Origin of the sequence: Lysobacter sp. S4-A87 (genome assembly GCF_022637455.1) — a bacterium.
Lineage (GTDB): Bacteria > Pseudomonadota > Gammaproteobacteria > Xanthomonadales > Xanthomonadaceae > Lysobacter_J.
This window is the reverse complement of record NZ_CP093341.1, coordinates 2,082,731-2,102,061: the sequence shown is the minus strand read 5'-3', so window position 1 is coordinate 2,102,061 and position 19,331 is coordinate 2,082,731. Positions and strand designations below refer to the sequence as shown.

The 19,331-nt window shown below is 66.7% G+C and carries 14 protein-coding genes; 7 read left to right on the top strand and 7 right to left on the bottom strand.

What is annotated here, in order from left to right; genetic code table 11:
• Positions 1-53 precede the first annotated feature (53 nt).
• Complete coding sequence (locus MNR01_RS09480; RefSeq protein WP_241917582.1) at positions 54-1,247, bottom strand: porin; 1,194 nt, start codon at positions 1,245-1,247, stop codon at positions 54-56.
• Between the two features lie 141 nt (positions 1,248-1,388).
• Here MNR01_RS09480 and MNR01_RS09475 point away from each other — a divergent pair, with 141 nt between their 5' ends.
• On the top strand, positions 1,389-2,057 hold the full coding sequence (locus tag MNR01_RS09475; RefSeq protein WP_241917581.1) for a response regulator transcription factor: 669 nt from the start codon (positions 1,389-1,391) through the stop codon (positions 2,055-2,057).
• Positions 2,058-2,091: 34 nt separating this feature from the next.
• On the opposite strand, the gene MNR01_RS09470 is transcribed toward MNR01_RS09475, so the two are convergent.
• Positions 2,092-3,435: a hypothetical protein gene (locus tag MNR01_RS09470; protein WP_241917580.1), complete on the bottom strand. Its 1,344-nt coding sequence runs from the start codon at positions 3,433-3,435 to the stop codon at positions 2,092-2,094.
• 115 nt (positions 3,436-3,550) lie between these two features.
• On the opposite strand from MNR01_RS09470, the gene MNR01_RS09465 reads away from it, so the two are divergent.
• The gene (locus tag MNR01_RS09465) at positions 3,551-5,845 is read left to right on the top strand and encodes an NADP-dependent malic enzyme (protein ID WP_241917579.1); all 2,295 of its coding nucleotides are present in this window, start codon (positions 3,551-3,553) and stop codon (positions 5,843-5,845) included.
• 84 nt (positions 5,846-5,929) lie between these two features.
• Here MNR01_RS09465 and MNR01_RS09460 read toward each other — a convergent pair whose 3' ends face one another.
• From MNR01_RS09460 to MNR01_RS09445, 4 genes are all read right to left on the bottom strand, one after another.
• Positions 5,930-6,319, bottom strand: a complete 390-nt coding sequence (locus MNR01_RS09460) for an STAS domain-containing protein (RefSeq protein WP_241917578.1) — start codon at positions 6,317-6,319, stop codon at positions 5,930-5,932.
• 32 nt (positions 6,320-6,351) lie between these two features.
• Positions 6,352-6,780: an ATP-binding protein gene (locus MNR01_RS09455; RefSeq protein WP_241917577.1), complete on the bottom strand. Its 429-nt coding sequence runs from the start codon at positions 6,778-6,780 to the stop codon at positions 6,352-6,354.
• On the bottom strand, positions 6,780-8,762 hold the full coding sequence (locus tag MNR01_RS09450; protein ID WP_241917576.1) for a SpoIIE family protein phosphatase: 1,983 nt from the start codon (positions 8,760-8,762) through the stop codon (positions 6,780-6,782). The genes MNR01_RS09455 and MNR01_RS09450 overlap by 1 nt, the downstream gene beginning before the upstream one ends.
• Positions 8,763-8,869: 107 nt before the next feature.
• Positions 8,870-10,936 carry a TonB-dependent receptor gene (locus MNR01_RS09445; RefSeq protein WP_241917575.1) on the bottom strand — a complete coding sequence of 689 codons (2,067 nt, stop codon included), beginning with the start codon at positions 10,934-10,936 and terminating at the stop codon, positions 8,870-8,872.
• Positions 10,937-11,042: 106 nt separating this feature from the next.
• Here MNR01_RS09445 and MNR01_RS09440 point away from each other — a divergent pair, with 106 nt between their 5' ends.
• The 3 genes from MNR01_RS09440 to MNR01_RS09430 all read left to right on the top strand — a co-directional run bounded on the left by MNR01_RS09440 (position 11,043) and on the right by MNR01_RS09430 (position 15,961).
• Positions 11,043-11,363, top strand: a complete 321-nt coding sequence (locus MNR01_RS09440; RefSeq protein WP_241917574.1) for a hypothetical protein — start codon at positions 11,043-11,045, stop codon at positions 11,361-11,363.
• A gap of 440 nt (positions 11,364-11,803) precedes the next feature.
• Entirely contained in the window at positions 11,804-14,503 is a 2,700-nt protein-coding gene (gene aceE, locus MNR01_RS09435) for a pyruvate dehydrogenase (acetyl-transferring), homodimeric type (protein ID WP_241917573.1), read from the top strand.
• Between the two features lie 30 nt (positions 14,504-14,533).
• Entirely contained in the window at positions 14,534-15,961 is a 1,428-nt protein-coding gene (locus MNR01_RS09430; protein ID WP_241917572.1) for a restriction endonuclease, read from the top strand.
• 106 nt (positions 15,962-16,067) lie between these two features.
• Here MNR01_RS09430 and MNR01_RS09425 read toward each other — a convergent pair whose 3' ends face one another.
• On the bottom strand, positions 16,068-16,784 hold the full coding sequence (locus MNR01_RS09425; protein WP_241917571.1) for a tetratricopeptide repeat protein: 717 nt from the start codon (positions 16,782-16,784) through the stop codon (positions 16,068-16,070).
• A gap of 299 nt (positions 16,785-17,083) precedes the next feature.
• Between MNR01_RS09425 and MNR01_RS09420 the strand changes: the two genes are divergently transcribed.
• Complete coding sequence (locus MNR01_RS09420; protein WP_241917570.1) at positions 17,084-18,280, top strand: hypothetical protein; 1,197 nt, start codon at positions 17,084-17,086, stop codon at positions 18,278-18,280.
• 233 nt (positions 18,281-18,513) lie between these two features.
• Positions 18,514-19,260, top strand: a complete 747-nt coding sequence (locus MNR01_RS09415; protein ID WP_241917569.1) for a glucose 1-dehydrogenase — start codon at positions 18,514-18,516, stop codon at positions 19,258-19,260.
• Positions 19,261-19,331 lie beyond the last annotated feature (71 nt).

Sequence of the window (19,331 nt, the reverse complement as noted above, 5' to 3'; positions counted from 1 at the left end):
TGGATCGGCAATGGCAAAGACCGGCATGCGCCGGTGGTGGATGCAGGGAGACGTCAGAAGTCGTACTGGAAGCGACCGGTCAGCGCCTGGGTGCGGTCGAGCGTCAGCGCACGCAGGTGGTCGTAGTTGCGGCTGCTGGTCCAGTCGAGCAGGAAGCGCAGGTTGGAGCGAAGGTGCCAGTTGACGGCGGCAGTGGTGGCCGCGATCGAGGTGTCGCTGAAGTCGCGTACGCCGTACAGGTTCTGCCGGCCGCGGATCGTGTCGTAGCGCAACGCCAGCTGCCAGGCGCCGCTGCTGCGGTTGGGCTTGACCCGGCCAAAGCGCCCGCCCCCGCGATCGTAGGGCAGCGATTCGCCGGTGATGAACCAGCCGACGGCGGCATAGGCCGAATCGACGCGACCGCTCTGCCCGCCGTCGTCGAAGCGCGCGTCACCGATTTCGGACTGGACATGGAAGGGACCGCGCACGGCGGCGAATTCGATGGACGTCTTGTCGACATCGGTGTCGCGCCCGCTGCCGAAGCTCACCAGCGTCAAGCGGCTGGCGTCGGACAGATGCCCTGCCGGGCGCGGTCGTATGCGCAACGCCGGCGCGCCGTCGCGGCCGGGATGGTCGTAGTACTCGCGTGCCGCCGACAGGCCCAGATGCAACACGCGCCCGGCCTCGTGCATCGGCGCCCAGGTGCCGCGGCCACCGAATGCGCGGCCCTTGATCTGCCACTCGTCGATGCTTTCCAGGCTGTAGACGCTGCCGCCGATGGTGTAGGCGTCGCCGGCACTGAGCCAGCCCGCGCCGAGGCGGTAAAGCGGCGCCAGCGTCTGTGCGAACAGCGACCGCTCGAGGAACACGCCGTAGTTCGAGCTGATCCGGTCGTCGAGGGTGAAGTGCTGCTTGAACTGGCCGACGGTCAGCTTGCCGGCACTGAACTTCTTGCTGACCAGGACGTCCCAGGCTTCGATCGCCTCGACGCTGAAATCGTCCTGCAGGTCGGCGAAGTTGCCCTCCACCGTGTACTCCAGGCCGTACAGCTTGCCCGACACTTCCAGTGCCAGCCTGCGGATCTCGGTGTCGTCGACGTTGGGCGCACCGCGCCGGTCGTTCTCGAATTGCCCGAAGTCCCAGTGCAGTCTTCCTCCAAGCGTTGCTGTGACATCACCTTCGTCTGCATTGGCAACAGTTGTGGCCAAGGTCAGCAACAACAACGTGGACAGAGTGGTCGATGACGGACGGCTGCGATCCTTTCGCATGCGGCTTTTTCTCCTGATCTGCTGCGATTCCGCGCGTTGGAATCGTTGGCGTGATTCAGGCTAGGCATGCGAACCTGTCATTGACCTGTCATTGCAAATTACGCAACGACGACAGGAGAAACGTGCAAGGAAGCACTGCTGATGCGAATCCTCCTGGTCGAGGACAATGCCTGTCTCGCCAATGCAATCGTTCTCAAGCTGCGTCGTGATGGACATGCGCTGGATTGGCAGGCCGACGGTTTCTCGGCGTCGCGCGTGCTTCGCTACCAGCGCTTCGACCTGGTCGTGCTCGACATCGGGCTGCCGCGCATGAGCGGCCTGGAGCTGCTTGCAGGCTTGCGCAAACGCGGCGACACCACGCCGGTGCTGGTGGTGACCGCGCGCGACCGGATCGAAGACCGTGTGCAGGCGCTGGATGTCGGCGCCGACGATTTCCTCGCCAAGCCGTTCGACCTGCGCGAGTTCGACGCGCGTTGCCGCGTGCTGCTGCGGCGCAGCCGCGGGCGGGCATCGGAACTGGTGCGGGTCGGTGGCCTGGATTTCGACAGCGCTGCGCGCAGGGTCACGCTCGACGGCGCCGTCATCGACCTGCCCAACCGCGAGTTCCGACTGCTCGAAATCCTGATCGGCCGCGTCGGCCGTGTCGTCAGCCGCGAGGAAATCGGCAGTGGCCTGTTCGGCTTCGACGACGGCGCCGGGCCCAACGCAATCGAGCTCTACGTCAGCCGCCTGCGCCGCAGGATCGCGGCGTCGCGGCTGCGCATCGTCACCGTGCGCGGGGTCGGTTACCGGGTCGAAGCGGGCGCCTGAGGGCGCCTGGCGGGTCCGGCAACGGAGCCCAGGTTCAGCGTGCGGGTGACAGCGCGCCGTCCTTGCCGATCACGTAGTCGGCCGGGGCGTCGCTGGCCACCAGCGTTACGCGGTCGCCGATGGGCACCCCCGCATAGCTGGGGATTTCGTGGCACAGGCGAAGGTATATCCAGTGCTGGCCGGGAACCAGCGCGCGAATCCGCACGCCGTTGTCTCCGGACGCGGCCACCGCACGTGCCAGCGACGGCGAGAAGACCGACTGCAATTCGCCGATCTGGTGCATGCGGCGCATGACGTTGACGCCGTGCCAGCAGCTCAGCAGCGCCGCCAGCACCAGCACGATGCGGGCAGCCCGCGCCATCCGCGCCCATGCCGCCGCACCGAGCCCGACGACAGCGGCCGCGTAGCCGTACCCGTACTGGTTGGCCGACTCGGCCAGGATCAGCACCGGCCCCAGCGCTGCGACGCCGAGCAGCACGAATGCCACCAGCCAGCGCACGCCGGCGCGCCAGAACGCCCAGGCCAGCGCCAGCCAGATGCCCAGGCCGAGCCACGTGCGCGCATCGGAGAATCCATCCGGCAGCAGGCCGGTGATGCCCAGGCGGGTCGCGATCGGCGGGAACACCTGGTACTCGAGCCAGCGCAGCGGAAGGTTGGCCAGGCTCCAGCCGTAGTTGGACTGGCGCGGCGCGAACAGGATCACGCCCAGGCGCAGCGCCAGGTAGATCGCCACCGGCACCAGCGCGCCCAGGGTGGCGTAGAGCCAGCTGCGGGGGCGGCCCAGCATCAGCCAGGCGACCGCGGTCAGGGCCGGTATGACGATGGCCGATTCCTTCGACAGCAGGCCGATCGCGGTCAGCGCCGCGGCACCCACGGCGATCGCCAGCGGTGCGCGCGGACGCTGCGCCAGCAGACCGGTGGCGAGCGCGCAGCCGACCCAGATCAGGTCGCCGATGGTGCCGACCCAGCCATGGGCCTGCACGGCGAAGGGGCTGAGCGCGAACACCAGCGCGCCAGTGAAGGCCGGCGCCGGCGCGACCCCGAAGCGGCGCAGCAGCGCCGCCAGCATCGCGCAGTTGAGGCCGCCCCAGGCGACCATCACGCCATGGAAGGCGAACGGATGGGCAAACAGGTGCTGCGACAGCCACAGCCACAGGCTGAAGGTCAGCGGGCGGTACTGGAAGCTGTCGAGGCCGGTCCACAGGTCGCCGCGCCCGAGCAGGTTGGCGTCATTGCCCGCAAAGGCGGCCCATTGCAGCTCGTCATGGCTGAAATAGCCCGGATTGAACACCAGCGGCGCCTGCAGTACGAGGACCGCCGCCAGCACCGCCAGCCACTGTCGCCATGCCGGCCCATTCCCTGTGCGCATAGTGTCCATGTCTCCCCCTTTCGGCCGCATTGTGAGTAATGGCCGGCAACCGCGCCATACCGTGGCGTCCTCGACGTCCGCATTAAGCGGATAGAATCAGCGGCCCGCCTGTGGTTTCCCTGTGATGTCCGACACCTCGCCCGCCAACGACCTCAAGCAAGCCGCGCTCGACTACCACCGCCTGAGCCCGCCCGGCAAGATCAAGGTCAGCGCGACCAAGCCGATGGTCACCCAGCGCGACCTGGCCCTGGCCTACTCGCCGGGCGTGGCCTTCGCCTGCGAGGCGATCGTCGCCGATCCCAACTGCGCAAGCGAACTGACCGCGCGCGGCAACCTGGTGGCGGTGATCAGCAACGGCACCGCCGTGCTCGGCCTGGGCGACATCGGCCCCCTTGCCGGTAAACCGGTCATGGAAGGCAAGGGCGTGCTGTTCCAGAAGTTCGCCGGCATCGACGTGTTCGACATCGAGATCGACGAGCGCGACCCGGACAAGCTGGTCGACATCATCGCCAGCCTGGAGCCGACCTTCGGCGGCATCAACCTGGAAGACATCAAGGCACCGGAGTGCTTCATCGTCGAGCGCAAGCTGCGCGAGCGGATGAAGATCCCGGTGTTCCATGACGACCAGCACGGCACCGCGATTATTGTGGGTGCGGCGGTCATCAACGCACTGGAAGTGGTCGGCAAGGACATCGGCAGCATCAGGATCGCCACCACCGGCGCCGGTGCCGCCGGCATCGCCTGCCTGGACATGCTGGTCGCGCTGGGCGTGAAGAAGGAAAACATCACCGCCTTCGACCGCGAGGGCGTGATCTACACCGGCCGCGACCACCTCGACCCGGACAAGGCCCGCTACGCCCGCGACACCGCGCAGCGCACCCTGGCCGAAATAGTGGAGGGCGCCGACATTTTCCTCGGCCTGTCCGCCGGCGGCATCCTCAAGCCGGAGATGGTGGCCACGATGGCCGACAAGCCCATCATCCTGGCCCTGGCCAATCCCTATCCGGAGATCCTGCCGGAGGACGCCAAGAAGGTCCGCCCGGACTGCATCATCGCCACCGGCCGTTCGGACTATCCGAACCAGGTCAACAACGCGCTGTGCTTCCCGTACATCTTCCGTGGTGCGCTCGACGTCGGCGCGACCGGCATCAACGAAGCGATGAAGCTCGCCTGCGTGCGCGCGATCGCCAAGCTGGCGCGGATGGAATCGTCCGACCTGGGCAGTGCCTATGGCGGCGAGGTGCCGACGTTCGGCGCCGAATACCTGATCCCCCGCCCGTTCGACCCGCGCCTGCTGGTGGTCCTGGCCCCGGCCGTGGCCCGGGCGGCGATGGAATCGGGCATCGCCAACCGTCCGATCGAGGACATGCGCGCCTACGAGGAAAAGCTCGGCACGTTCATCTACCGCACCGGCCTGGTGATGAAGCCGGTCTACGACCGCGCCCGCAGTGACCGCAAGCGCGTGGTCTACGCCGAAGGCGAGGAAGAGACCGTGCTGCGCGCGGTGCAGACGGTGATCGACGATGGCCTGGCCTTCCCGATCCTGATCGGCCGTCCGGACGTGATCGACACGCGCATCCAGCGCCTGGGCCTGCGCATGCGCGCCGGCGTCGATTTCGAACTGACCAACATCAACGACGACCCGCGCTTCAACGACTACTGGCAGACCTACCACGCCCTGACCGAGCGTCGCGGCGTGACCCCGGCGGCGGCGAAGAACCTGCTGCGTTCGCGTCCGACGCTGATCGCGGCGCTGATGGTCGAGCGCGGCGAAGCCGACGCGATGATCTGCGGCCTGGTCGGTCGCTTCCACAAGAAGCTGGGCTACATGCGCAGCATCTTCGACTTCGACCCGGGCGTGACCGGCACGGCGGCGATGACCGGCGTGATCAACGACCAGGGCGTGTGGTTCTTCCTCGACACCCACGTGCAGTGCGACCCGACCGCCGAGCAGATCGCCGAAGCGACCCTGCAGGCGAGCTTCCGCCTGAAGCTGTTCGGCATCGAGCCGAAGGTGGCGCTGCTGTCGCACTCCAACTTCGGCAGCCACGACAACGCCTCGGCCGCGAAGATGCGCAAGGTCTACCAGCTGATCAAGGACCGCGTGCCGAAGCTGGAGATGGACGGCGAAATGCAGGCCGACACCGCGTGGGACGAGGAGCTGCGCCACCGCATCTTCCCGAACACGCGCCTCAAGGGCCGCGCCAACCTGTTCGTGATGCCCAACCTGGATGCGGCCAACATCACCTACAACATGGTGCGGGTGATGACCGAAGGCGTGGCGATCGGGCCGATCCTGATGGGCCTGGACAAGCCGGCGCACATCCTGACGCCGGCGTCGACGCCGCGCCGGGTGGTGAACATGACGGCGATCGCGGCGGTGGATGCGCAGATCCGCGCGTCGCTGGGGCAGGGCTAGTCAGTCATTCCCGCGAAGGCGGGAATCCAAGGACGTTGCCCTGGCCCGTCATCCCCGCGAAGGCGGGGATGACCGCGCGACGGCTCAGTACCCTTCGTCGTCATCGCCACCCCGCAACACCTTGCTCTGCATCGCATCCAGATACGCGTCGGCCTCCGCCGCCGACGAGAAGATCTCGTTCAACGGCACCGCCTTCACCACGTCGAACACCTTCTGTATCTGCGGTTGCGGGTTGAGCACCAGCACCTTGCCCGCATGCCCCGCCAGCGCCTTGCGCACGCGGAAGATCGAGCGGATCCCGGCCGAACTGATGTACACCAGCTCGCTCAGGTCGAGCAGCAGGGACTGCATGCCGGCCAGCAGCGGCTCGAGCTGGCGGTCGAACTCGGCGTAGCTGTTGGTGTCCAGGCGTCCGCCGAGGGCGACGCGCTGCGAACCGTTGCTGGGTGGATCGATGTGGATCTGGAGTTCCATGGGCGACCTCGTGTGGGGGACTTGCCTTGCAATCAGCGGGTACGCAGGACCACGTGCAGCACGTTGTAGGGCTCCTCGCGGACATAGCGCACGCTGCGCGCCAGTTCACGCACCAGGTGCACGCCCAGTCCGCCTACCGGCCGGTCGACGATGTCGGCGTCCAGGTCCGGAGGTTCCTGGTCGAGCGGGTCGAAGGGCTTGCCGTTGTCGCGGAACTCGACATGCAGGCCGTCATCGTCGCGGGCGATGTCGACCGCGATCCGGCGCGGTGTGGGTTCGCCGTCGGCGCCGCCGCCGTTATCGCCATGGTTGATGGCGTTGCTGACCACTTCCTCGGCGATCAGGCGCATGTCGTCGCGCAGTTCCCTGGCGATGCCATGTTCGAGCAGTGACTGCTCGATCGAATCGAGCAGCAGGCCCAGCTGCGTGCGTTCGCACGGGATCTGCAGGCGCAGTCGCATCAGGCATTCCCCCCTGTCGATGGATCGAAGCTTAGCGCCAGCACGGTGATGTCGTCGGACTGCGCGGCACCGTCGGCGAACCCGTGCGCGGCCGCCACCAGCGCCTCGCACAGGCCTTTTGCGTCGGCGCCGGCGGGCAGCGCGGACAGCAGGCGCTCTGTGCCGAAGGCATTCTGTCCGCCGTCGAGCGCCTCGCTGATGCCGTCCGTGTAGGCCACCAACGCGTCGCCGGGCTGCAGCCGGCCGCGCCAGAGCGGGTAGCTGTCGGCAATGTCGACGCCCAGCGGCGGGCCGGTCGGCACTTCGACGTACTGGCGGCGACCACCGGCACGCAACAACACCGGCGCCTCGTGGCCGGCGCTGGCCAGCACCATCTCACCGGTCCCGGAATCGATCGCGCCGCACAGCACGGTGGCGAACATGCAGGTGTCGTTGCCTTCGACCAGGCGTGCGGCGGCGGCACGCAATGCCCGGTCGGGCGTGCCGCCCAGGCCCGTGGCGATTTCGAGCACGGTCATCGCCCGCGCCATGAACAGCGCCGCCGGCACGCCCTTGTCGGAGACGTCACCGATGACGAACCACAGCACGCGCTCGTCGCGGACGAAGAACGTGTAGAAGTCGCCGCCGACCGCCTTCGCCGGCTCCAGCAGCGCATGTGCCTGCAGGCAATGGCCGTCGGCATGCAGCGTCGGTGCCGGCGGCAGCATCGCCAGCTGGATGTCGCGCGCGATCGACAGTTCGCTCTCGAGCTTCTGCCGGCTGCGCGCCATGCGTTCGATCTCGGCCAACTGCGACTTGATCGAGCTGCGCGCGCGGTCGTAGGCGCGGGCGAGCAGGCCCACTTCGTCGCGGCGGGTGGTGTGCGGCAATGGCCAGTCGAACTCACCGGCGGCGAAGTGTCCGGCAGACGACGTCAACGCCAGCAGCGGCCGCGTGATCGGCCGCGCGATCAGCCACAGCACCAGCACCAGCACCAGCACTGCCAGCAGGCCGCCGGCGATCACCGCACGCGTGGTCCGCCGCAGCTGCTCCTGTGCGTACTGCTCCGACACCGACACCGCCACCGTCCAAGCGCTGTCGGGGACCGGTTGCACCATGCCGATGCGGCGGATGTGGGTGGTCGGGTCGAGGTAGGTGACATCGGCGCTGCGGCGCTCGCGCACGGCATCGAGCAACGGCTGCAGGACATGACCGTCGAGCTGGCGGGCGCGATCGTCCAGGCGCACCTTGAGTTCCAGCTCGGGCGACGGATGCACGACATACAGATGCTCCGGGCTCAGCACGATCCGCAGCACCGGCGAGTCGATCGACTGCTGGCCGATCAGCGTACGCAGCCGGCTCACCGGCACGTCCAGACTGACCATGCCGACCGGTGCCGACGCCAGGTCTTCAGGGTTGCGCCGGATCGGCCGGTTGTAGGTGACGAACATCTGATCGCCGGTGGCCGCGTTGCGGTAGGGCTCCGACCACCAGGCGCGACCCTCACCGATCGTGCGCTTCCACCACGGCTGGTCGTGGTAGTCGTAGCCGCGCGATCGCATCGGCTGGGTGTAGAAGCCCTTGCCTTCGCGACGCACGTACCAGCTGTAGCCGGCGTCACCGTCATCGAGCGCGCCGGGTTCCAGGATCAGCATCGCCCCTTCGATGTCGTCGTCACCGGCGACGGTGGCGCGGAGCAGGGCGTCGAGCGTGCGGGGTTCGCGACCGACCCCGCGCACGGCCTCGCCCAGGGTGGTCGCACCGACCTGGACCGACTCCAGTGTCGCGTGCAGGCCCAGCGCGGTCTGTTCGGCGAGGGTGCGGATCTCGCGCTCGCTCTGCGCCGTGAGCAACTGCGCAGAGCGCGCCTGCACGACCAGCGTCGCCCCCACGAGCACGGCCACGCAGCCCAGGCAGATCCACAGCACCAGCCGCGTGCGCAGGCTCCGGTACCAGGGCACCGCGCGGCCGGACGCAGGCAACTCGGCAATGAGCTGGGTCATGGCGGTACCGGATCGGGAGCCCCTTCGCCGCAGCATAGCGCCGGGATGTGATGCCGGCGCCAACCCCCGTCATTCACGCCTTCGCGGGAATGACGGCGACTGAGGGGCTATTGCCGGCCGTCTCCCCAGCCGATCCCTACCGTCACCCCGCGCCCCGCCCCCGGCTCGAAGAACCGCGCATTGCCCTCATTGACGATCACCGAGCCGGCGAACTCGCGGTCGAACACGTTGTCCACGCGCATGAACGCCCGCCACTCCGACGCCGCTGCACGCCACTGCAATCGCAGCGCGAACTGCGCATAGCCCGGCGCGTAGTCGGTATTGCGGTCATCGGTGGCGATGCGGTCGCTGGCGCGCGCCTCCAGCGCCGCGATGAGCCGGCCGCTGGCATCGTTCCAGGCCAGCTCCGCATAACCATCGGCCTGCGGGATGCCGGGAATGCGATTGCCCGCATCCACCTCCTGCACCTGCTCGACGCCGCCGCTGACCACGCGATAGCTGAAAGGTTCGGTGAAGCGCGCCCGCAGCCAGTTGACGGTCAGCACGTACGACCAGCGCGGGTGCAGCCGCGCTTCGATGCCGGCCTCCACGCCTTCGCGTCGGGTCAGTCCGGCGTTGGCGAAACTGGCGCGGCCGCCGCGATTGTCGGCCGGCACGATTTCGTCCTCGCCGTCGATGCGGTAGGCCGCGATGCTGGCGTCGCCGCCACCGAAGCGCCAGCGCGCACCGACTTCGGCGCTGTCGAAGTGCGCCGGCTGCAGGCCGAAGTTCAGACCGGCGCCGCCGTCGGGCCGATAGGCCAGCTCGGTCACCGTCGGAGTCTCGAAACCGCGGCCGATGCTGGCGAACACTTCGCCCTGCGCGAATGCACGCGCCACGCCCAGCGATGCCGCGGTCTCGCTGTAATCCAGGCTGCCGCTGTCATCGCCGTTGCCCGGCGCGATGTAGTGGTCGTCGGACGAGAAGTGCAGGCGGGCATGGCGCACCGCGCCCAGCACCGTCCAGTCGTCGGCCGGCCGCAGATCGCCCAGCACGTAGGCCTCGTTGCTGCGGATGCGGTTGTCCTCGTCGCGACGCAGGCGTCCGCGCACGCCGAGCTGCGTGCCGACGAAGTTCTCGTAACCGCGCCGTTGTTCGTGCAGCCAGCCGGCTTCGGCGCCGATGGTCAGCGCGCCGCGCTGGCCGTCCCAGCGGTGCCCGGCTTCGACACCGGACGATTGCCGGCCCAGGTCGATGACGCCGCCGGCGCTGGTCGGCGCGCGCTGCGCCGCGATCGGGATCGCCAGGAACTGCACGACATCACGCGCCACGCCATAGCCGCCCAGCCAGTACTCGCGCCCATTTGCATACGCATCCTCCCAGCGAGCGCCGGCTTGCCCGTTGTCGATGCGCTTTCGCGTGTCGAACAGCTCGGCGACCGGATCGGTCCCATGCGGATCGCGCTGCCATTGCGCGCGGGTGAGTCCGAGCGGATCGTCGGTGTAGGGCTGATGCAATCCGCCCGCGACCAGCCGCAGCCGCTGGCCCTCGCTGGGCACCCACTGCGCGATCGCATCGAGCTGCCCGCGCTCGGCCGAACTATGGGGACGATCGCCATCGGTGGTGAAATAGCTGCCCAGCGCCTGCCAGCGCCAGACATCGTCGTCGCTGGCGCCCTCGACGCCGGTGGCAAGCCGGCCGCTCGTATTCGATCCGGTCCAGGCATCGACATCGACGCTATGCCCGCCATCGAGCACCGTCTCGCCGACGATCGCACCGCCGGCCGCGTTGCCGTACTGCAACGCCAGCGGCCCGCGCAGGACCTGGATGCGATCGAGCGCACTGAGCGGAAAGCTCGCCGCCTGGCCCTGGCCATCGAGCGCGGACGAGGGGATGCCATCGACGATCAGCTTGATTCCGCGAATGCCGAACGTGGAGCGCGCACCGAAGCCGCGGCTCTGCACCTGCAGGTCCTGCGCGTAGTTCTGGCGGTCGAGCACGGTGATGCCGGGCGCCCGCACCAGCGCCTCCGCCAGCGAGACCTGGCGCTGTCCGGCGCGCAGCGCGTCGCCGTCGATGACGGTGACCGAACCGGGGAAGTCGGACAGCGCGTGACGCGCGCCGAGCACCTCGACCGTGTCGAGGGTCGTGGCCGATGGTGGCGCCTGCTGCGCCATCGCCGGAGACAGGGCCATCAGGCAGGCCGCGGCGATGGCCGACGGCCGGGCGGCGCGGCGTGAAGACCTGCATACAGGCGGGTCGATACCTTGTGCCGTGCCGTCGTCCCTGGGAGGTCGGATCATGAAAGCCGCAGTCCGGATAGCGCTGATGCTGACCATTGTCGCCGTACCCGCCTGGCTCTGGGCGCAGTCGTCCCCGCCGCCGACGCCGACTCCCGCGCCGGCCCCCATGGCCCCCGCCGCACCGCCCCCGCCGCCGAGCGACCCGATGCCGATGGACCTGGACGGCGACGGCGTGGTCACCGCGATGGAACACGCCGCCGGCGCCCGCTCGCTGTTCGAGCACATGGACGCCAACCACGACGAGCGCGTGACCCGCGAGGAGATGCTCAATTTCCAGCGCGAAGTCCTGGGCGTGCCGATCGCGCCGTCGAGCCGGTAATGGATCGTCATCCCCGCGAAGGCGAGGATCCAAGGACGTCGCTCCTGCCCTGGCAGAAGCAGCGCAAATGGTCCCGGCATTCGCCGGGATGACGGCAGAGCGTCTTTCCTGTCCCGCCGGGACAGCCAACGTCCATGGATTCCCGCCTTCGCGGGAATGACGGGGCGGCTGGGGATAACGAAGCCCTAACGCCCCCGACGGTGCGAACGACCGAAGCGGCAAAGTCGCCGGGTTCCCGCCTTCGCGGTATGACGGAGCGCAGCGTGGCCGAGCCACAGCCGCCCCATTCGCGCCCGTAGGGATTTCAAGCTTTCAATCCCCCTTTGGTCGCAACGCTCCAGCCCACCGTTACGGGCTAGTCCACCGGTGTCGCCCTGTTAGAATCCGGACTCTAAACCCCCGCCCCACACGAGGCGCGGCCAATAGGGGCCGCGATACGCATGACTTCTCTCCACGCCGCGATTTCCGACATCCTCCAGAACGACCCGGACCCGACCGAGACCCGCGAGTGGATCGAGTCCGTCCAGGCCGTCATCGAGCGCGAAGGCGCAGAGCGCGCCCACCAGCTGCTCGAAGGCATGGTCGAAGTCACCCGTCGCGCCGGCGCGCACCTGCCGTTCTCGCCGACCACCGAATACATCAACACCATCCCCGCGCACATGGAGGCCAAGAGCCCCGGTGACCACGCGATGGAATGGCGCATCCGTTCGATCCTGCGCTGGAACGCGCTGGCGATGGTCGTGCGCGCCAACCGCAAGCCGGGCGACCTGGGCGGCCACATCGCCAGCTTCGCCTCGGCGGCCACGCTCTATGACGTCGGCTTCAACCACTTCTGGCGCGGCGCCGACGGCGACCACCCGGGCGACATCATCGGCGTGCAGGGCCACAGCTCGCCGGGCATCTACGCCCGTTCGTTCCTCGAAGGCCGCCTGACCGAATCGCAGCTCGACAACTTCCGCATGGAAGTCGACGGCCGCGGCATCAGCTCCTATCCGCACCCGTGGCTGATGCCGGATTACTGGCAGGTCGCGACCGTGTCGATGGGCCTGGGCCCGATCGCCGCGATCTACCAGGCGCGCAACTGGAAGTACCTGGAAAGCCGCGGCCTGATGCCCAAGACCGACCGCAAGGTCTGGGCGTTCCTCGGCGACGGCGAAACCGACGAGCCCGAATCGCTCGGCGCGATCTCGGTCGCCGGCCGCGAAGGCCTCGACAACCTGGTCTTCGTCATCAACTGCAACCTGCAGCGCCTCGACGGCCCGGTGCGCGGCAACGGCAAGATCATCCAGGAACTGGAAGGCCAGTTCCGCGGCGCCGGCTGGAACGTCATCAAGACCATCTGGGGCAGCTACTGGGATCCGCTCCTGGCGCGCGACACCACCGGCAAGCTGCGCCAGCTGATGATGGAAACTGTCGACGGCGAGTACCAGAACTGCAAGGCGTTCGGCGGCAAGTACACGCGCGAGAACTTCTTCAACAAGTACCCCGAGACCGCCCAGCTCGTCGCCAACCTCAGCGACGACGACATCTGGCGCCTCAACCGCGGTGGCCACGATCCGCACAAGGTCTACGCGGCGTACCACGAGGCCGTGAACACCAAGGGCATGCCGACCGTGATCCTGGCCAAGACGGTCAAGGGCTACGGCATGGGCCCGGCTGGCGAGTCGCTCAACCCGACCCACCAGACCAAGAAGCTCGACGACGACGCCGTGCGCATGTTCCGCGACCGCTTCAACATCCCGGTCACCGACGCGCAGCTGGCCGACGGCAAGGTGCCGTTCTTCCACCCGGGCGAGAAGTCGCCGGAAGTGGAATACATGATGGAGCGCCGCAACGCGCTCGGTGGCTTCCTGCCCAAGCGCCGCCGCAAGGCCAGCATCTCGCTCGAAGCGCCCAAGCTGGAAGTGTTCGACCGCCTGCTCAAGGCCACCGGCGAGCGCGAGATCAGCACCACGATGGCGTTCGTGCAGTCGCTCAACATCATCCTGCGCGACAAGGAAGTGGGCCCGCGTTGCGTGCCGATCGTCGCCGACGAAGCGCGCACGTTCGGCATGGAAGGCCTGTTCCGCCAGATCGGCATCTACGCCCAGCACGGCCAGAAGTACAAGCCGGTCGACCGCGACCAGCTCATGTACTACCGCGAGGACGAAGCCGGTCAGGTGCTGGAAGAAGGCATCACCGAAGCCGGCGCGTTCGCCAGCTGGATGGCCGCGGCCACCAGCTACAGCACCAGCGACCTGCAGATGCTGCCGTTCTACATCTTCTATTCGATGTTCGGCTTCCAGCGCATCGGCGACAGCGCCTGGCAGGCGGCGGACATGCGCTCGCGCGGCTTCCTGCTGGGCGCCACCGCCGGCCGCACCACCATCAACGGCGAAGGCCTGCAGCACGAAGACGGCCACAGCCACCTGCTGGCCAGCGCCATCCCGAACTGCCGCAGCTACGACCCCACCTTCGGCTTCGAAGTCGCGGTGATCCTGCAGCACGGCATGCAGCGCATGCTCACCGAGCAGCAGGACGAGTACTACTACATCACCCTGATGAACGAGAACTACAGCCATCCGGAAATGCCGGAAGGCTCGGCCGAAGGCATCATCAAGGGCATGTACCTGCTGCAGGATGCGGGCAAGGCCAAGAAGGGCGAACTCCGCGTGCAGCTGATGGGTTCGGGCACGATCCTGCGCGAAGCCATTGCCGCGGCCGAACTGCTGGACAAGGACTTCGGCGTCACCGCCGACATCTGGTCCTGCCCGAGCTTCAACGAGCTGGCGCGCGACGGCGAAGACGCCATCCGCCACAACCGCATGAACCCGGAAGCCACCCCGCGCAAGCCGTACGTCACCACGCTGCTGGAAGGCCGCCAGGGCCCGGCGATCGTCGCCACCGACTACGTGCGCACGTACGTCAACCAGATTCGCGAGTTCGTGCCGATGCATTACACGGTGCTGGGCACGGATGGCTTCGGTCGCAGCGACACGCGTGCGAACCTGCGCCGCCACTTTGAAGTCGACCGGTACTACATCGCCCATGCCGCGATCGCGGCGCTGGCGGCGGAAGGGAAGATGACGGCGAAGGATGTAGCGCGGGCCATCAAGACTTATAAGATTGATGGGGAGAAGCCGAATCCGATTGGGGTTTGAGCAGAGACGTTACTCGGAGAGAGCGGCCTAATGGCCGCTCTTTTTTTGGTTGCGACACCGCCGTCGCGGCCGATCTTTCCGGCCTATTACGTGCTAAGCAATAGTTTCCGCGTCGAACTGCATCTGCCTGGTGGCCGTGGGGCCTTGGGGGAGGCGAATAAACAAGCTGGGGGGCTTGTGAAGAAATTCAGAATGGGATGTTTCTACCGGTACGCGCGACCCATGGCTCCCGATGAGGAGACGGTGGATGGCCTGCCGAACTTCCATCACATCGTCTCGGTCGATGGTATGCCCACCCTGCAGCTGGAGCGAGGCATCAACTCGCCCGCGCCGACCTTTGCCAGGGACGGTGAACGACTCAGTGTGATTCTGCTGGCGAGCAATGAGAACAAGCTGGGGTCGGCGGAGAATCCCTGGCACGACACCATCGAGCCAGATGCGGGATTTGCTCGCTACTTTGGTGACAACAAGACGCCCGATCTCGATCCTGGCTATCCAAAGGGAAATCGGCAGCTGTTGCAGCAGTTCGATCTCCATACGTCACCCGACCGAAAGAAGAGGGAGCGCGCAGCGCCAATCCTTCTGTTCAGGTCGTCGCGAAAGGGATACAAGGAATTCGCTGGGCTGTCCGTCATAACAGGTGCGAAGCGTGTAACGCAGTACTCCGAGCGCAATGGCGGATACTTCACCAACTACCTATTCGATCTCGCAATCGTGTCGCTCACTGACGAGAAAGAGAGTGTGGATATGGCTTGGATCGCGAGTCGAAGAGAGAAGGGTGCTGACTTGACGGCGGCCAATGCTCTGGCGCCGAAAGCTTGGAGGGAGTGGATCCAGTATGGAAGCGCTGAGTTGGAAGGATTGAGGCGACGCGTCGCGCGGTATCACATCGTCTCCAAGAAGGAGCAGGTGGCGCCAACGGAGTCAACAAAGCGAAAGGCGTTAGACAAGATCTACTCGTTCTACGATGGAAGGAAGCATCGATTCGAGGCGCTGGCGAGCCTAGCCTGCGAGTCGATGATCCGAGATACAGGAGCTAGCTATCGCCGCGGATGGCTGACGCGAGGGACGGGCGACGGAGGTCTAGATTTCGTGGGCCGCATTGACGTTGGCGAGGGCATCTCACGTACCAAACTAGTAGTGCTTGGCCAGGCCAAGTGCGAGAAGGTCGACACTCCAACGGGTGGAGTGCACATTGCTCGAACGGTCGCTCGCCTTCGAAGAGGGTGGTTAGGGGCATACGTTACGACGTCATTCTTCTCCGACGCCGTGCAGCGAGAGATCTATGAGGACCAGTATCCGGTGATGCTCATCAACGGCTCGAATCTTGTGGACGAGACCACGAAGTTGCAGCTTGCGGCCGGTCTTCCAACTATTGAGGACTTCTTGAAGCACGTGGACTCGACTTACGAAGACCAGGTCAGCAGCAAGCTTCCAGAAGAGATACTTTGGGACTGACCGCAGGCAACCGCGGCGTCATAGTGCACATCTATGAGAGCCAGCAGCGCTACAGCTGCGAGCGTACTAACGAACATGGTTCCCTCCCCCGCGGAAGATTGCCCGATTACTGTTTCGCGCCAAGCCGCTTCAATCGATCCAACGCATCCTTGTTCATCCTGCGCGAATACCCAGGCAACCGTTTCGCCTGCGCCAGCGCACCTTCGCACACGGCTTGCGCGCGTTCGCGCTCACCCCAGTCCACCAGCGCCTGCGCGTAGTACGCCTGCGCTTCGAAGCCGCTGCTGTACCCGATCAGCGTCTCGAACTCTTCCTTCGCCTTGTCTCGGTTGCCTTCGGCAGCGACTGCGCGGGCGTAGACCAGGTGCCCTTGCGGTGAGCGGAAGTCCGGCTTGCGCTTGATCAGATCGTCCAGCAGCTGGCGCGCTTCGGCGGGCCTGCCGGATTCGAGCAGGGCCTGGCCCAGTCGCACCTGGATGTCCGGGTCGTCGCTGTGGATGCCGCGCAGGGCGTTGCGGTAGTGCTCGATCGCCTCGGCCGGGCGCTTGTCGCCCACCAGGGCGTCGGCCAGGCGCAGGCGGTTGTCGACAGTGGCGGCGATGTCAAAGGCGTCCTGCGCTTCGCGCAGCTCGCGCCCGGGATTGAGCAGGCGGTCGACGCCGCGCGTGACGGCACGGCCCTGCTGTGTGTAGCGCATCGACGGCAACCAGATCGCCAGCGCGTACACCAGGCTCCCAAGCAGCGGGAACATGAAAAGAATGATCAGCCAGTAGCGGTCGTGCCCATTTCGCACGGCATGCACGGCAAAACAGACTGCAATCATGATGTGCAGTCCCATCCCCAGAAACGGCATCCCCATACCCTTGCTGTGTCGGCAGGGCATGAGTCTGCCCGAGGGCTGCCGGGGAGGGTAGTGGGGGATGCTTCCGAACAGGCTTTGACACCAGCCGACCGACGGCACGCGGCGGCCTCGGCCGTGCCGCGAGTACCTCGCCCAGGCATTCCGCCACGGCGACAGCGAACGCGTCGCTTGTCCGGTTCGCCCGATCGACTTCGTCACTACATCTGCACCCGCCGGGGGCTCTCCACGGCGGTCTTTGGACGCACCGCAGAGGGACAGTCATGGCAATCAAAGGACCCCAGAAACTCGCAGTCCTGTTATGCAAGTTCAACGACACCGCACACACCGAACCCAATCCGACCTCGTTCTACAACGACCTGCTTGTCCGCCGCGGCACCGGCGGCGTCAACGACTACTTTACGGCGGCATCGCTGGGCGCGATCAACCTCGATGGGTCGCAGGTGTTCGGATGGACCACCATCGATACCACCCGGGATGACTTCATCGCCGCGCATCCGGGTCGATGGGACAAGATCAAGGGCGCCATCGACGCGTTCAGTGATGTCGATACGTCGCAATTCGCGGCCGTGGTCGCGATCTTCAACGTCGGTCTCGGGGATGGTGGCGCCCAGGGCGGCGTGCTGTGCGCCCCCGAGGACGCCAACGTGACATTCCTTGGACACGAGATCGGCCACGTGCTGGGCCTTGATCACTCGTTCGACCAGTCCACACGAACGCTGATGAGCTGGTCGATGCCGGGTGAGTACTACGATCAGCACGACATCATGAGTGCGATGAATGTCCTCAGCGATGCCGGCCACCGGTTCTCTCCACGCGGCCCACTGCTCAATGCCGCCAACCTGCAGCGCATGGAGTGGATGCCGGCCAGTCGCGTCTGGCATCCGCCATCAAAGAACAGCAGCGGCATCTACGACATCGACCTGGTGGCGCTGAGCAGTCCGGACACGCCAGGCTTCCTTGCAGCGGAACTGGGTGGCGTGATCGTGGAGTTCCGGATCCCGGAAGGATTCGATAGCGCGATACCGCGGGCTGCGGTGTTGATCCACGAACCCGCCAATCCGAACTCGACGGTGATCGCTTCGAACCTGGCCAGCAACAACAACGAATGGCAACCGGGCCAGACCTATGACGCCACCACCCAGCTCCTGGGCCAGACCGGCGGGGTGCGCGTCCACATCGTTTCATTCGACCTGCGCCGGAAGGTGGCAAAGCTCCGTCTGTCGGTGATGGCCATCAGGCCGCCGCTCTATCACGAGACGCCGCTGTATATCCTCGGGCCCGGCAACACGCTGGTGGCGCTGGTCAATGGAAAGATCGTGCGTGTGCCTATGCCCGATCCGCGGCTGATCTCGTTGATCGAGGGCTTCGCCAATCCTCTGGCGCACTCGTTGGCTCCGCAGGCGAACGACATTCGCTTTGATGTGAGGCAGGAGCTACGCGGGAGGCCCGGGGTGTAGCTGCGAGGGGTCAGGGCCCGGTGGGTCCTGGCCCCGTTCCGGCCGTGGAGGTGCCTGGTGGTTCTTCGCCAACATGGCAGACATCCAAACGGCAGCAAATGCCCCCGCCATCCCGTGCGCGGGATGTTCATTCCCTGGAATCCCCCCTTATCTCCGGCCGGGCGGGCGCCAAGTCTTGGGGGGAGCGGTGGCCACTGGCCTTCGCCTATCTCCCACTTCCGGAATTCAAGATCATGAGCAAGCTTGCAGGCAAGGTCGCCGTCGTAACCGGCGCATCAAAGGGTATCGGCGCCGCCATCGCCACCGCACTGGCCGCCGAAGGCGCATCGGTTGTCGTCAACTACGCCTCCAGCCAGGAGGCGGCCGACGCGGTCGTGTCACGCATCACCGCAGCCGGCGGCAAGGCCATCGCCGTGCGCGGCGACGTCTCCAGCAAATCCGACGCCGAAGCCATCGTGGATGCGGCCGTCGCCAAGTTCGGCCGGCTCGACGTCCTGGTCAACAACTCCGGTGTCTACAACTTCGCCCCGCTCGAAGAGATCACCGAGGCCGACTTCCATCGCCACTTCAACATCAATGTCCTCGGGATGCTGCTGACCACGCAGGCGGCCGCCAAGCACCTCGGCGAGGGTGGCAGCGTCATCAACATCGGTTCGCTCGTCACCCGCATCACCCCGCCCGGCAGCGCGGTCTACACCGCCACCAAGGGCGCCGTGGACGCGATCACCGGCGTGCTGTCGCAGGAGCTGGGCCCGCGCAAGATCCGCGTCAACTCGATCAACCCCGGCATGGTCGAGACCGAGGGCACCCATGCCGCCGGCTTCATCGGCTCGGACTTCAACCACCACGCCGTCGCGCAGACCCCGCTGGGTCGCATTGGTCTGCCGGGCGACATCGCGTCGATCGCGGTGTTCCTGGCGTCGGACGATTCCGGTTGGCTCAGCGGTGAGCTGCTGAACGCGGCCGGCGGCATGCGCTGACCGTTCGGCGGGGCGGAGGCGCCGCGCCTCCGCCCGCCTGCCGGCGGCCGCCCGGTCGTGCGATCATCGCC